We start from the raw sequence: 13074 nt of genomic DNA, 5'->3' as shown, positions 1-13074 counted from the left end.
GCGGCGCTCACATGCTAACCCCCCGGCTCATTCGTTGCTCAAGGGTGGGGGGTCCCTGACCGGCGCAATGCCGCCCCCGGCGGCGCCCGGCCCGGTATCGGCCCAGGTCGGGCGCCTTTCGGCCGGCCGACCGGGGATCGGCGGATCGGCCGGCGGGACGGCGGTCAGCAGATCCGCGGGAGCTGTTCGCCGATCGGCAGGTCCACGACGCGGGTACCGCCCAGACCGGTGCGGGCCACCAGCATCCCCGGGTGGCTCTCCACGGCCTCGCCGATGATGCGCGACTCGCGGCCCAGCGGATGGGCGCGCATCGCCTCCAGGACCGCGTCGGCGTGCTCGCGCGGTACGAAGGCGACCAGTTTGCCCTCGTTCGCGACGTACAGGGGGTCCAGGCCCAGGACGGCGCAGGCGTTCGCCACCGCCGGCGGGACGGGGACCTCGCGCTCGCGGATGACCACGCCGGCGCCGGAGGCCGCGGCGATCTCGTTCAGCGCCGCCGCCAGGCCGCCCCGGGTGGGGTCGCGCAGCACGTGCAGGTCGGGGGTGACGGCGAGCATGGCCTCGACCAGCGAGCCGAGCGGCGCGCAGTCGCTCTCGATCTCGACGCCGAACTCCAGGCCCTCGCGCACGCTCATGATCGCCACTCCGTGGAGTCCGATCGCTCCGCTGACGATCACGACGTCCCCGGGTACGACCCGCTGCGGGCGCAGATCGACGCCCTCCGGGACCAGGCCGATGCCGGCCGTGTTGACGTAGATCCCGTCGCCGTGACCGGCCTCCACCACCTTGGTGTCACCGGTCACCACCTCGACGCCCGCGGCCCGGGCGGCCGCGCCCAGGGCCCGCGCCACCCGGTCGACCACCTCCATCTCGACGCCTTCCTCCAGGATGAACCCGCAGGAGAGGTAGGCGGCGCGGGCGCCGCTCATGGCCAGGTCGTTGACGGTGCCGTTCACGGCGAGGTCGCCGATGCTCCCGCCGGGGAAGAACAGCGGCCGCACGACGTACGAGTCGGTGGAGAAGGCGAGCCGCACGCCGCCCAGGGTGAGGGCCGCGGCGTCGCCGAGCCGCGCGAGCGCCTCGCCCCCGTACGCGGGCGCGAAGACGTGCTGGACGAGCTCGGCGGACAGGGCCCCGCCCCCGCCGTGGCCCATGACGATGCGGGGCCGGTCGCGCAGCGGGGCCGGGCAGGTCCAGGCCAGCGGGTCCGGTTCGGTCGCGCGCGGGCCGGGGCCCAGGGTCGTGGTCTCAGACAACGGGGCTCGCCTCCCGGGCGGCGACGGTGGTGGCGGTGGGTGCGGCGGTGGTGGCGGTGGCGGTGGCGGTGGCGGTGGCGGTGGACGCACCGGCGGTCGCGGGCGTCAGCTCCAGGCGCCGGTAGAGGTAGTACGCGGCGCAGGCGCCCTCGCTGGAGACCATCGTGGCCCCCAGCGGCGTACGCGGGGTGCACAGCGTGCCGAAGGCCTCGCACTCGTGCGGCTTGAGCAGGCCCTGGAGGACCTCGCCGCTGCGGCACGCGGCCGGTTCGCGGGTCTGGATGCCGGTGACCGAGAAGCGGTGCTCGGCGTCGTGGTCCCGGTACTTCGGGGCCAGCCGCCAGCCGCTCCCGGGGATCACGCCGATGCCGCGCCAGGCCCGGTCGACGACCTCGAAGACGTCCTCGAGCATGGCGCGGGCGGCCGGGTTCCCCTCCGGGCGTACGGCGCGGGCGTAGGCGTTGTCGACGGTGTGCTCACCGCGTTCCAGATGCCGTACGGTGCGCCGGACCCCTTCGAGGATGTCCAGCGGCTCGAACCCGGTCACGACGATCGGGACGCGGAACCGTTCGGCCAGCTCCGGGTACTCGCCCACCCCCATCACACTGCACACGTGACCCGCCGCCAGGAAGCCCTGGACGCGGCAGCTCGGGGAGTTCATGATCGCCTCGATGGCGGGGGGCACGCGTACGTGGGACACGAGCAGGCTGAAGTTCGGGATCCCCAGCCGGCGGGCCTGGTACACCGTCATGGCGTTGGGGGGCGCGGTCGTCTCGAAGCCGATGCCGAAGAACACCACCTCGCGGCCGGGGTTGGCCTGCGCGATCCGCAGCGCGTCGAGCGGCGAGTAGACCACCCGTACGTCGCCGCCCTCGCTCCGCACCTGGAACAGGTCCCGTCCGGTGCCCGGTACGCGGAGCATGTCGCCGAAGGAGCAGAAGATCACCTCGGGCCGGGAGGCGATCTCCAGGGCCTTGTCGATGACTTCGAGGGGGGTGACGCAGACCGGGCAGCCCGGGCCGTGGATGAGCTCGACCTCGTCCGGCAGGAGCTGGTCGATGCCGTGCCGGATGATGGTGTGGGTCTGCCCGCCGCACACCTCCATCAGCGCCCACGGCCGGGTGACGGTGGCGTGGATGTCGTCGAGCAGGCGGCGCGCCAGCTCCGGGTCCTGGAACTCGTCGATGTACTTCACCGCTGCGCCTCCCCGGCCGGGTCCACGGCGGCGTCCGCGGCGTACGCGGGCGGGACGGCGGCGCCCGCCTCGGCGGCGGCCAGTTCCCAGGGGTCGCCGAACTCCTCCTGGAGCATGCCGAGCTGGGCGAACAGGTCGAGCGTGTGCCGCGCCGACTCCTCGTCCAGGCGCTGGAGGGCGAAGCCGACGTGCACGATGGCGTACTCGCCGACCTCGAGGTCGGGCAGGTACTCCAGGCACACCTCCTTGACCACGCCGCCGAAATCGACGGTGGCCATCCTGGTGCCGTCGCGTTCCTCGATGTCCAGCACTCTGCCGGGTACCGCCAGGCACATGGGCCTTCTCCTCGCTGTGGGTGGTGCGCCGCCCGCTGCCGGGGCGGTTATCTGTCGGTGGCCGCGGCTCCGGTCCCGGCCGGTGCTGCGCGGGCGGCCACCATCAACTGGCCGAGGGCCAGCCCGCCGTCGCCCGGCGGCACGAGGTGGTGGCGCAGGACGGTGAAGCCGTCCGCGTGCAGGGCCGCGGCGCAGGCCGAGGAGAGCAGGGTGTTGGCGAACACCCCGCCGGTCAGGGCGACGGTGTCCGTGGCGTGCCGCTCGCGGGCCAGGACGCACACGTCGTGTACGAGGGAGGCGACGGCCCGGTGGAAGCGGGCGGCGACCACGGCCGCGCCGGCGCCGGCCCGCAGGTCGGCGACGATCGCCGCGAGGACGGGCGCCGCGTCGGCCCGCAGCGGGCCCCCGCCGTCCGCCCCGCCGCACCCGTCGCGCCTGCCGCGCCCGCCGGCGGCCGGGTCCGGCGGGCAGAGGGCGAACGCGTAGCCGGTGGTGTCGTCGTCGGGCGCGCCCACGGCGGCGGCCTCCAGCTCGACGGCCGCCTGGGCCTCGTACCCGGCCCGGTGGCAGATGCCCGCCAGCGAGGACACGGCGTCGAAGAGACGGCCCATGCTGGAGGTGGGCAGGCAGTTCAGATCGCGCTCCAACTGCCGTTCCAGCACCTTCAGTTCCTCGGGTGGGCAGGCGGCCGTGCACGCCAGGTCCGGCGCCGCGCCGAGGCCGGCCGCGCGCAGGTGCGCCAGCGCCATCCGGTACGGGCGGCGCACCGCGGCGTCGCCACCGGGCAGCGGGACGTACGCGAGGTGCGCGAAGCGGGTGAAGCCGTCGTAGTCGGCGAGCAGGAACTCGCCGCCCCACACCGCGCCGTCGTCACCGTGGCCGGTGCCGTCGAAGGCCACGCCGATCACCGGGCGGGTGCCGTCCAGACCGTGCTCGGCCATCGCCGCCGCAACGTGGGCGTGGTGGTGCTGGACCCGTACGACGGGGCGGCCGGCCGCGTTCCGGGCGGCCCACTGGGCGGAGCGGTAGCCGGGGTGCCGGTCGGTGGCCAGCAGGCCCGGCCGCACCCCGGTGATCGACTCCAGTTGCGCTTCGGCGCGTTCGAAGGCCTCCTGGGTGGCGAGGTCGTCCATGTCGCCGATGTGCGCGGACAGCCAGGCCTGCCGGCCCTCGGCGAGACAGAACGCGTTCTTGAGGTCGCCTCCGACGGCGAGCGCAGGTCCTACGGCCGCCGGCAGGGGGACGGGCAGCGGCGCGTACCCGCGGGCGCGGCGGACGATCAGCGGCCGCCCGTCGCAGACCCGCACCACCGAGTCGTCGCACGGCACGTGGATCGGCCGGTCGTGGGTGAGCCAGCCGTCGGCCAGGTGCGCGAGGCGCTCCAGTGCCTCGGCGTCGTCGGTGACGATCGGCTCACCGGCCACGTTGCCGCTGGTCATGACGAGCAGCCGGGGCCCGGGGGCGTCGCCGGGCAGACCGAGCAGCAGATGGTGCAGGGGGGTGTACGGGAGCAGGACGCCGAGGTCCGCGCTGCCGGGCGCGACGCACTCGGCCGGACGCGGGGCCGCCCCGGCCGGTGGCGGTCCCGCGTCGTCCTCGTCGGGACGGCGGCGCAGCAGGACGATGGGCCGGGTGGCGCCTTCGAGCAGACTCCGCTCCTCGGGGCCCATCCGCACCAGGTGCGCGACGGCGTCGGCGTCGGCGGCCATGACCGCGAACGGCTTGTCCCCGCGGGCCTTGCGGCGGCGCAGCCGGGCGACGGCGGCGGCATCGGAGGCGTCACAGGCGAGGTGGTAGCCGCCGAGCCCCTTCACGGCCAGGATCGCGCCGTCGGCGAGCAGCGCGCGGGCCCGGGCCACCGGATCGGCCCCGGCCACGGGCCCAGGCGGCCCGCCGCCGGGGCGCGGGACGAGGAGCAGGCTCAGCCGGGGTCCGCAGGCCGGGCAGGCCACCGGCTGGGCGTGGAAGCGCCGGTCGGCCGGGTCGGCGTACTCACGGGCGCAGTCCGCGCACATCGGATAGGGGGCCATGGTGGTGTGGGCCCGGTCGTACGGCAGCCCGGTGACGATCGTGAAGCGCGGGCCGCAGTGCGTGCAGTTGATGAAGGGATGGCGGTGCCGCCGGTCGGCGGGGTCGGCCAGTTCGCCGAGGCAGGCGGCGCAGGTGGCGGTGTCCGGGGAGACCAGGGTGCGGGCGGGTCCGCCGGTGCGGGAGGCGAGGATCGTGAAGGCGCGGCCGTCGCCCGTGGCGGGCAGTTCGTGGTGGTCGACCGAGTCCACGCGGGCCAGCGGCGGCGCCTCGGCGGCGATCCGGTCGCAGAACCGGGCGACGGCCGGGGCCGCGCCCTGGACTTCCGCGACCACGCCCTCGGGCGTGTTGGTCACGTGCCCGGACAGCTCCAGGGAGGTGGCGAGGGTGTAGAGGTACGGCCGGAAGCCGACGCCCTGGACGACGCCCCGGACGGTGACCCGGCGCCGCAGCGGCCCGTCCCCGGCGGGAGCCGGTGCCGCGGGCCCTGCCGGTGCCGCTGCCGGAGCCGCTTCCCGGGCCGCTGCCGGGCTCGACGGACCGCTCACGAGCGGGCCGGGGCGCCGGCCGCGTCCACCCGGGCGTGCGGGTGGGGATGCGGGCGGGAGGCGGACGCGGCGTGCCCGGGACCGTCGTGACCGTGATCGTGGTGGCCGTGATCGTGGTGGCCGTGGCCGTGATCGTGGTGGCCGTGATCGTGGCCGTGGCCGTGATCGTGGCCGTGCTGGTGTACCGCCGCCTCCGGCCCGCGGGCCATGACCGGGATGTGGCGGGGCCCGCCGCCGGCCACCGCCAGCGCCCGGTCCAGCACGCCCCCGATCCCCCGCCCCTGGCGCGCGGACGTCAGGAGCACCTCCACACCCGGATTGACCTGCTCCACATGGGCCCGGAAGGCCGCCTCGTCGAAGCCCACGGCGCCGGCGATGTCGGTCTTGGTCACCACCACCAGGTGGGCGAGCCCGAACGCCGTCGGGTACTTCAGCGGCTTGTCCTCGCCCTCCGTCACGGACGCGAGGACGACGCGCAGCGATTCCCCGAGGTCGTAGGAGGCCGGGCAGACCAGGTTGCCGACGTTCTCCACGAACAGCAGCCGCGTGTCGTCGGGCAGCCAGCCCTGGAGGTGGGCGCCGAGCATCCCGGCCTCCAGGTGGCACAGCCCGTCGGTGAGCACCTGCTTGACCGGGACGCCGGAGCGCGCGAGCCGGACCGCGTCGTTCTCGGTGGCGAGGTCGGCGGTCAGCGCCGCGACGGGCACCGACCGCTGCCGTGCCAGCAGGAGTTCGTGTTCCAGCAGGGCGGTCTTGCCGCTGCCCGGGCTGGAGAGCAGGTTCACCACCGCGGTGCCGCGGGCGGCCAGTCCGGCCCGCAGCGCACCGGCGGTCGCGTCGTTCTTGGCCAGGACGGCCTGTTGCAGGTCGACGACCTCACGGCACATGGTTCAGCGCTCCTCGTCGGATGGGTTCGCGGTGGCGGTGGTGGCGTGCGGCCGGCCGTCCTCCCACTGCACGCCGGCGATCTGCAGTTCACGGCCCGCGAGCAGCTCGGTGCTCGACCCGCCGCACTCCGGGCAGCTCAGCCGGGGCGGCATGCCGACGGCCCACGCGTGACCGCAGGAGCCGCAGCGGGCCCGTCCGGGCACGAGGTCGGTGACGAGGGCGGCGCCCTCCAGTACGGTGCCGGCGCAGGCCAGTTCGAAGCAGAAGGAGAGCGAGTCGGGGACGACACCGGCCAGTTCGCCCACCTGGAGCCGTACCGAGTGCACCGCCGTGACGTCGCCGGCCCGCTCCGCAGCCGCTTCCACCTGGCCGATCACCGCCAGTGCGATGGACATCTCGTGCATCGGTCTCCGTCCGCCCGCCGGCCCCCCATTAGAGGCGAGCTGCCGGCACGGGCGGTTCCGGCACGCCGGTGGGCGCGGGCGGCGTACGCCGTTCGACGCAGCGGCCCGGCGCACCGGGGGTGCGCCGGGCCGGCCGGGCGGCGTACGGGACGGGGTGACCCGTCACATCCTGCGCAGGCGCAGATAGCGCCTGAGGTCCGGCAGCACGTGCAGCACGACGGCGGCCACGGCGCCCGCCACCGCTCCGCCGACGAGGGCCTTCTTCATCCCGTGTCTCCTCACTTCGCAGCTCATTGGGCGGCTCCGGCGGCCGTGGCCCGCGGCGCGTGCTCCCCGGGGCGGCCGGTCGGCACCAGCTCTTCGACCATCCGTACGGCTTCCGGCACGGCGGCCGCCACCGGCGCGCTGAGGCCGATGCCTTCTTCCACCGACTCGGGCTCGCACCCCACCACCAGCGTGCGCCGCGGGGGCTGCCCGCCGGTGCCCGCGCACAGGGTGCCGAGCAGCGCCAGCACGGTGTCCGGGGTCATCCGGTGGCCGTCGAGCGCGACGCCCGGCGGTGCGGCCGCGCCGTGGTCGCCGGAGTCGGTGTGCTCGATCAGGTACAGGGTGCCGGGCTCGCCGCCGCGCGCGGTGGCGTCGACCAGGACCAGGGTGTCGTAGCCGTCGAGGAGCTGGTACGCCAGGTGCACCCCGCGTACGCCGATGTCCACGACCTCGACGTGGGCGGGAAGGCGGCGGCCGCCGAGCGCGCGGACGACCTCGACGCCGAAGCCGTCGTCCCCGAGGAAGATGTTGCCGATGCCGGCGACCAGGATCCGGGGGGCATCGGAGGCGCCGGGGGTGTCGGGCGGGTCGGGAAGGTTCATGCGTCGCCCTCCAGCGGCGTGACCTCGTCGGGCTGGAAGTACAGGAACCGTCCCTGCTCCCGGCGGATGTCGGCGCCCGGGTCCCCCTCGACCGTGACGGCCAGGTGGACCGTGCCGTCCACGTCGTGCAGGACGGCCTCGACCCGCGCGGTGCGGCCGCGCAGGAAGAGGTCCTGCGCGTCGGTGCGGCGCAGGCCCGGCCGCAGTACGACGCGGCTGCCCGCGCCGAGCGCCCGGCCGGCCACGACGACGGTGTCCGTGGCCGGGTCGAAGCCCGCGTCGCTCGCAGGGTCCCACCAGGGGGTGTCCGGGCGCGGCACGCCGTACTCGTCGGGAAAGCCGTCCCCGCTCCCCGGGGTGGCCGTGCCCGGTCCGGTCACCTCGCGCAGGCTGCGTACCGCCCCGTGGAGCCGTTCGAGCACGTCGGCGGGGAGCGAGTCCGCCAGGTCGATCACGGCGGCGGCCCGGTCGTCGGTGCCGCGGGCCTCGCGCTTCTCCTCGTCGGTGAGGGCGGCCGTCCGCAGGGCGAGGATCTCGTCGATCTCGGTGGAGTCGTAGAGCGCGCCCGGGCTCTCGGGGGCGATGGCCGGGTGGTCCTCCAGGATGATCGGCGAGGACAGCACCAGATCGGCGCTGCCGGGTTCGCCGGCGAGGACGGGCCAGGTGTGCTGGTTGCGGCAGGCGGCGACCGCGTCCCTGGCCCACTCGGGGGGATCGGTCATCGACAGGAACGAGCCGGAGGTCAGGCCCATCAGCAGGTGCGCGCCGACCAGCGAACGGGGCAGCGCCGCCTCGCGGTCGGGGTCCCGTCCGTCGGGGGGCGTCCAGGTGCTGGTGTTCTCCACGACGGCGGTCAGCCGCAGGGTCCGGTAGGGGCCCTCCAGTTCGCGGGCGGACAGCCGTACGGCGCCGCTGATCGCCGCGCGGCGGCGGACCAGCCGGCCGACGGGCCGGCCGGCCGCGTCGTGGACCGGTTCGGTGTCCTCGCCGGCGGGGCGGTCGAAGGCGACCGTGACGCCGTCGTCGGCCAGCAGGCCGGCGACCGGTACGACCACCTCGACGCGCTCCTCGGTGCCCTCGTCCCAGGGGACCAGGACCCGGTCGGGCAGCCGGAGTTCGGGCACCGTCTCGAACCCGCCGTCGGGGCGGGCCTGCTGGACGGTGCGCCGCCGGGGGTGCAGGAAGCGCACCTCGACGGCGAGGGCGGCGCCGGCCCGGGGTTCCATCAGGCACTCGGTCCGCTGGAAGTGGTGCTCGGCGGCGACGGCGCCCCAGGCGGGCGGCACCAGGACGCCGAACTGCCAGCGCAGCCGGTTCTTCGCCGCCGAGGCCCGGTAGGGGTAGAGCACGTAGCCCTCGAAGAGGACCGCGTCGGCCACCTGCCGGGCGAGCGCGAACCGCGCCTCGGTCGGCGGCGGGAAGACGGCCGGCGCCGCCGGGGTCCCGGGTGCCGTAGCGGTCCCGGTCCCGGCAGCTGTCACGGTCCCGGTCCCGGCAGCTGTCACGGTCCCGGTCCCGGCAGCTGTCACGGTCCCGGTCCCGGCAGCTGTCACGGTCCCGGTCGCGGTCCCGGTCCCTGTCGTCGCGGTCACGGCGCCGTCCTTCCCGCGGCGGCGGTCAGCGCCTGGTAGGGGTCCCGGCGGGCCGGGCCCGCCCCGCCCGCCCCGCCTGCGCCACCTGTCCCGTCCGCCTCGTCCGCCGCGTCGAGCAGCGCGCGTACCGTCGCCTCCCAGGACGGCAGGGCGCGCCGCGAGCGGTAGGCGAGCAGGGCCGCCATGGTCTCGCCGGGCAGCCTGATCCAGCCGCACCCGGGGAAGTGCTGCTCGATCATCTCCCGCCATACGGCGACCGGCATGCGGTACGTCGCCTCGCGGTCCCAGGGGACCGGCTCGACGTGGAAGCCGCCCGGCCCGGTGAAGGCCGTGCCGGAGAAGAGCATCAGCAGCGGGACCTCGCCGTCGGTGAGCGCGTCGAGGTAGCGGGTCGCGGCGATGTCCATGTCGTAGGTGCAGGGCACCACGAGGTCGGTCTCGGTCTCGCCGGTGAAGGCCGGGACCATCAGGGGGATCTGTGCGAACTGCACCGGCTTGAGCGTCTCGCCCCAGCGCGAGCGCTCCCCGAACAGGTCGGTCAGGCCCTCGGCCTCGGCGGCTCCGTAGCCGCGCCGGGCGGGTTCGATACGGATCTGGCAGCGCAGGGCCAGGGCGTGCACCCGGGTCCCGCCGGACGCCGTCACGCGCAGCCGGAAGACGAGGGTCGGCCCGGCGGCGTACCGGTCGGCGCGGACGCCGGTGCAGCTGAAGGAGAACTCGGTCACGGCCGGCCCTTCCCGTCCACGGTGCGGGCGCGGCCGGCCACGTGGGCGAAGAAGGCGTCCAGGGCGGCACGGGCCTCGGCCCCGCCGTCGAAGCCCTGCCACAGCAGTCGCATCCGGCCGACGAGTTCGTACGCGGTGTCGATGGGGACGAGGTAGCAGTCGCAGCGGCCGTCGACACGGCGCAGCAGGAGCGCCTCGACGTCGGGTTCGAGCAGGCCCGCCAGGCGGCTGCCGCCGAGGACCGCGTCCCAGGCGGCCGGTTCGAGTTCGCTCTCGGTGGCGCCGGCGGGGCTCGGGTAGAGGGCGACGAGCCGGTCGAGGGCGGCGTTGCGGAAGAAGAACGCGACGCCGACGGGGATCTGGAGGGCTTCCCAGGCACCGTCGCCGAGGCGGTGCTCCGGATCGGTGAGGTAGCGGTCGGGCACCGCGCGGAAGCGGCCCGCGGCGGCCGCGCCCGGCTGCTCCATGAGCAGGGCGCAGGAGGCGCAGGCGCAGAGCAGGGCCCGCCGGTCGGTGTCCACCAGGTGGCGGTGGTCCTGTTCAGCCACCGCCGCCGCACACAGCTCGCACCGCTCCACCGGCGCCGGCCGCTCCGCCAGGAACCTGCGCAGCCCCCGCCCACGGGCAGCCCCGGGGACACCGGCGGCCCCGAGGGCACCGCCAACCCCGAGGGCACCGCCAGCCCTACGGGCACCAGCAGCCCCGAGCGCATCGGCAGCCCCGGGGGCATCGGCCACCACGGTCCGGGCGGCCCGGGAGACCGCGGCCCCGGGCGTCCCGGCCCGGGGGCCTTCCGTACGGGTCGGGTTCATGAGCGCTCCGCCGCGGTCGCCCGCGCGCCCGCCGCCGTACGCGGCGCCGGGCCGATGTGGAGCAGCGGCGGCTCCTTGGGGGCCTGTTCGACCTCGACGGCCAGGACCTCCGGCGCGAAGCAGCCCAGCGCGTCCTGCGCGGCCTGCCGGGCGGAGTCGGCGGTGCTCGCGCAGCCGCAGCCCGTGCCCGCCCCGCCGCCCGTGCCCGCCGCCGCCCGCAGCCGCAGGGTGCCGCTCGCCTCGTCGAAGGCCACGGCCTCCAGCGTGTGGCCGCGTACGGCGGCCAGCGCACGGGCGACCCGGGTGTCCCGGTCCTCGGGGTGGAGGTCGTGCAGCACGAGCAGGCTCGCGACGAGTTCGTCCCCGAGGAGCGCCGCCAGCGGCCCGTCCGCGGGCCGCCGCCCGCCGGGGGCGGACAGCAGCTCCAGGATGCGGGCCAGGCCGGAACCGTAGAAGTCCATGAGGGACCGCACGAGTTCCTCGGCCGCGCTGCCGGCCGCCGGGTCACCCGTGGCGGCCAGCCGGTCGAGCACGTCCTCGACGCGGCGCCCGGTCTGCTCGGCGTCCACGGGGCGGTGCCCCGTCGTCGGCGCGCTCATCCGCCCAGTCCGCTCAGGCCGGTGGGCACGTGCATCTTCTGCACCGTCTTGCCGCCGCCGACGTACATGTGGACGCCGCAGGGCAGGCAGGGGTCGAAGCTGCGGACGGCGCGCATGATGTCGATGCCCTTGAAGTTCTCCGGGGAGTTCTCCTCGAAGATCGGCGTGTTCTGCACGGCGTCCTCGTACGGGCCCGGCGTGCCGTAGGAGTCGCGGACGCTGGCGTTCCACGGGGTGGGCGGGTACGGGTGGTAGTTGGCGATCTTGCCGTCGCGGATCACCATGTGGTGGGAGAGGACGCCGCGCACCGCCTCGGTGAAGCCGACGCCGATACTCTCGTCCGGCACCTCGAACTTCTCCCAGGTCTGGGTGCGTCCGGCCCGCACCTCGGCCAGCCCCTGCTCCGCGCAGTGCAGCGCGACGGCGGCGGCGTAGGCCTGGAAGTAGGTGCGCGCGCGGTTGCGTTCCAGCGCGTTGCTCCAGCGCGGGATCTTCCACTCGAAGGTGGTCTCGGGCTTGGTCATGGTGCGCGGCAGGTTGATGACGACGCTGCTGCCGGTGGCCTTGACGTAGCCGATGTCGACGAGCCCGGACAGGGCGGTGGACCACAGCCGGGCGATGGGGCCGCCGCCGGTGTCGAGGGCGAGGTGGTCCTTGCCGTCGAACCAGCGGGGCGACATGACCCAGCTGTACTTGTCGTCGAAGTTCCGCTTCTGCGGGGCGGGGATGGTGTGCTGGTTCCAGGGGTGGCGCGGGTCCACCGGGTTGCCGAGCGGGTCGTGGGTGACGAACAGCTCCTGCCCCTGCCAGTCGTCGTAGTACGAGCTGCCGAGCAGGATGCGGATGCCCAGGTTGATCTCGGTGAGGTCGTTGGTGACCAGCTTGCCGTCCACGATCACACCGGGGGTGACGAACATCTTCCGTCCCCAGTCGGTCATGTTGGCGTAGGTGAAGTCGCAGTGGGCCGGGTCGTTGAGCGCGCCCCAGCAGCCGAGCAGCACGCGCCGCCGGCCGACCTCCTCGTAGCCGGGCAGGGCCTCGTAGAAGAAGTCGAAGAGGTCGTCGTGGAGCGGGACGACGCGCTTCATGAACTCCACGTACCGCATCAGCCGGCTGAGGTAGTCCGTGAAGAGCTGGACGGAGGCGATGGTGCCGACGCCGCCGGGGTAGAGCGTGGAGGGGTGCACGTGGCGCCCCTCCATGAGGCAGAACATCTCCCGCGTGTAGCGGCTGACCTGGAGGGCCTCGCGGTAGAACTCGCCCTCGAGGGGGTTGAGCGAGCGCATGATGTCGGCGATCGTGCGGTAGCCGTGCTCCGCGGCGTGCGGGGCCTCGGTGCGCTCGGCCAGTTCCAGGACGCCGGGGTTGGTCTCGCGGACCATCTTCTCGCAGTAGTCGACCCCGACCAGGTTCTCCTGGAAGATGTTGTGGTCGAACATGTACTCCGCGGCCTCGCCGAGGTTGATGATCCACTCGCCGAGGTGCGGGGGCTTCACCCCGTACGCCATGTTCTGGGCGTAGACGGAGCAGGTGGCGTGGTTGTCCCCGCAGATCCCGCAGATGCGGCTGGTGATGAAGTGCGCGTCACGCGGGTCCTTGCCGCGCATGAAGACGCTGTAGCCGCGGAAGACGGACGAGGTGCTGTAGCACTCGGCGACCCGCTTCTGCTTGAAGTCGATCTTGGTGTGGATGCCCAGGCTGCCCACGATCCGGGTGATCGGGTCCCAGGCCATCTCCACCAGGCCGCTGCCGTCGCCGGCCGCCTTCTTCGTCGGTGCCATCGTGTCTGCCGTGCCCTTCGTCGTGCGGGGGTCAGGTGCGGG

Annotated in this window: 13 protein-coding genes; all 13 read right to left on the bottom strand. The window is 74.8% G+C overall.

Translation table 11 applies throughout. From position 1 onward, the window contains the following. Positions 1-164: 164 nt before the first annotated feature. The gene (gene hypE / locus ACIPXB_RS30610) at positions 165-1256 is read right to left on the bottom strand and encodes a hydrogenase expression/formation protein HypE (RefSeq protein ID WP_401455069.1); all 1092 of its coding nucleotides are present in this window, start codon (positions 1254-1256) and stop codon (positions 165-167) included. Further along, entirely contained in the window at positions 1249-2451 is a 1203-nt protein-coding gene (gene hypD / locus ACIPXB_RS30605; RefSeq protein ID WP_401455068.1) for a hydrogenase formation protein HypD, read from the bottom strand. Before hypD ends, hypE begins: the two co-directional genes overlap by 8 nt. Further along, positions 2448-2786 (bottom strand): HypC/HybG/HupF family hydrogenase formation chaperone, encoded by a 339-nt coding sequence (locus tag ACIPXB_RS30600; protein ID WP_401455065.1) that lies wholly within the window; start codon positions 2784-2786, stop codon positions 2448-2450. Before ACIPXB_RS30600 ends, hypD begins: the two co-directional genes overlap by 4 nt. Positions 2787-2833: 47 nt before the next feature. Then, the gene (gene hypF, locus ACIPXB_RS30595; RefSeq protein ID WP_401455063.1) at positions 2834-5362 is read right to left on the bottom strand and encodes a carbamoyltransferase HypF; all 2529 of its coding nucleotides are present in this window, start codon (positions 5360-5362) and stop codon (positions 2834-2836) included. Continuing rightward, positions 5359-6249 (bottom strand): hydrogenase nickel incorporation protein HypB, encoded by an 891-nt coding sequence (gene hypB / locus ACIPXB_RS30590; RefSeq protein ID WP_401455061.1) that lies wholly within the window; start codon positions 6247-6249, stop codon positions 5359-5361. Before hypB ends, hypF begins: the two co-directional genes overlap by 4 nt. Before the next feature lie 3 nt (positions 6250-6252). Further along, on the bottom strand, positions 6253-6654 hold the full coding sequence (locus ACIPXB_RS30585) for a hydrogenase maturation nickel metallochaperone HypA (protein WP_401455058.1): 402 nt from the start codon (positions 6652-6654) through the stop codon (positions 6253-6255). A 162-nt stretch (positions 6655-6816) separates the two neighbouring features. Further along, positions 6817-6921 (bottom strand): DUF6893 family small protein, encoded by a 105-nt coding sequence (locus tag ACIPXB_RS30580; protein ID WP_401455056.1) that lies wholly within the window; start codon positions 6919-6921, stop codon positions 6817-6819. Between the two features lie 23 nt (positions 6922-6944). After that, a complete protein-coding gene (locus ACIPXB_RS30575) occupies positions 6945-7523 on the bottom strand; it encodes a hydrogenase maturation protease (protein WP_401455054.1) in 579 nt (192 codons plus the stop codon). Then, entirely contained in the window at positions 7520-9004 is a 1485-nt protein-coding gene (locus tag ACIPXB_RS30570) for a hypothetical protein (protein WP_401455053.1), read from the bottom strand. The genes ACIPXB_RS30575 and ACIPXB_RS30570 overlap by 4 nt, the downstream gene beginning before the upstream one ends. A gap of 107 nt (positions 9005-9111) precedes the next feature. After that, positions 9112-9840 carry a DUF6084 family protein gene (locus ACIPXB_RS30565; protein WP_401455051.1) on the bottom strand — a complete coding sequence of 243 codons (729 nt, stop codon included), beginning with the start codon at positions 9838-9840 and terminating at the stop codon, positions 9112-9114. After that, a complete protein-coding gene (locus ACIPXB_RS30560) occupies positions 9837-10451 on the bottom strand; it encodes a DUF5947 family protein (protein WP_401455152.1) in 615 nt (204 codons plus the stop codon). Before ACIPXB_RS30560 ends, ACIPXB_RS30565 begins: the two co-directional genes overlap by 4 nt. A gap of 197 nt (positions 10452-10648) precedes the next feature. After that, positions 10649-11251, bottom strand: coding sequence for a hypothetical protein (locus tag ACIPXB_RS30555; protein ID WP_401455049.1), 603 nt, complete (start codon positions 11249-11251; stop codon positions 10649-10651). Further along, a complete protein-coding gene (locus ACIPXB_RS30550; protein WP_401455047.1) occupies positions 11248-13032 on the bottom strand; it encodes a nickel-dependent hydrogenase large subunit in 1785 nt (594 codons plus the stop codon). Before ACIPXB_RS30550 ends, ACIPXB_RS30555 begins: the two co-directional genes overlap by 4 nt. Between the last annotated feature and the right edge of the window lie 42 nt (positions 13033-13074).

It is taken from the genome of Streptomyces sp. NPDC090022 (genome assembly GCF_044748145.1).
Taxonomy (GTDB): domain Bacteria; phylum Actinomycetota; class Actinomycetes; order Streptomycetales; family Streptomycetaceae; genus Streptomyces.
This window is presented reverse-complemented; position numbering and strand designations above follow the sequence as displayed.

What these genes read in the sequence shown, in the direction of transcription:
- ACIPXB_RS30585 (WP_401455058.1), bottom strand. Translation starts at nt 6,654, where the DNA reads ATGCACGAGATGTCCATCGCACTGGCGGTGATCGGCCAGGTGGAAGCG.
- ACIPXB_RS30575 (WP_401455054.1), bottom strand. Translation starts at nt 7,523, where the DNA reads ATGAACCTTCCCGACCCGCCCGACACCCCCGGCGCCTCCGATGCCCCC.
- hypB (WP_401455061.1), bottom strand. Translation starts at nt 6,249, where the DNA reads ATGTGCCGTGAGGTCGTCGACCTGCAACAGGCCGTCCTGGCCAAGAAC.
- ACIPXB_RS30550 (WP_401455047.1), bottom strand. Translation starts at nt 13,032, where the DNA reads ATGGCACCGACGAAGAAGGCGGCCGGCGACGGCAGCGGCCTGGTGGAG.
- ACIPXB_RS30555 (WP_401455049.1), bottom strand. Translation starts at nt 11,251, where the DNA reads ATGAGCGCGCCGACGACGGGGCACCGCCCCGTGGACGCCGAGCAGACC.
- ACIPXB_RS30600 (WP_401455065.1), bottom strand. Translation starts at nt 2,786, where the DNA reads ATGTGCCTGGCGGTACCCGGCAGAGTGCTGGACATCGAGGAACGCGAC.
- ACIPXB_RS30580 (WP_401455056.1), bottom strand. Translation starts at nt 6,921, where the DNA reads ATGAAGAAGGCCCTCGTCGGCGGAGCGGTGGCGGGCGCCGTGGCCGCC.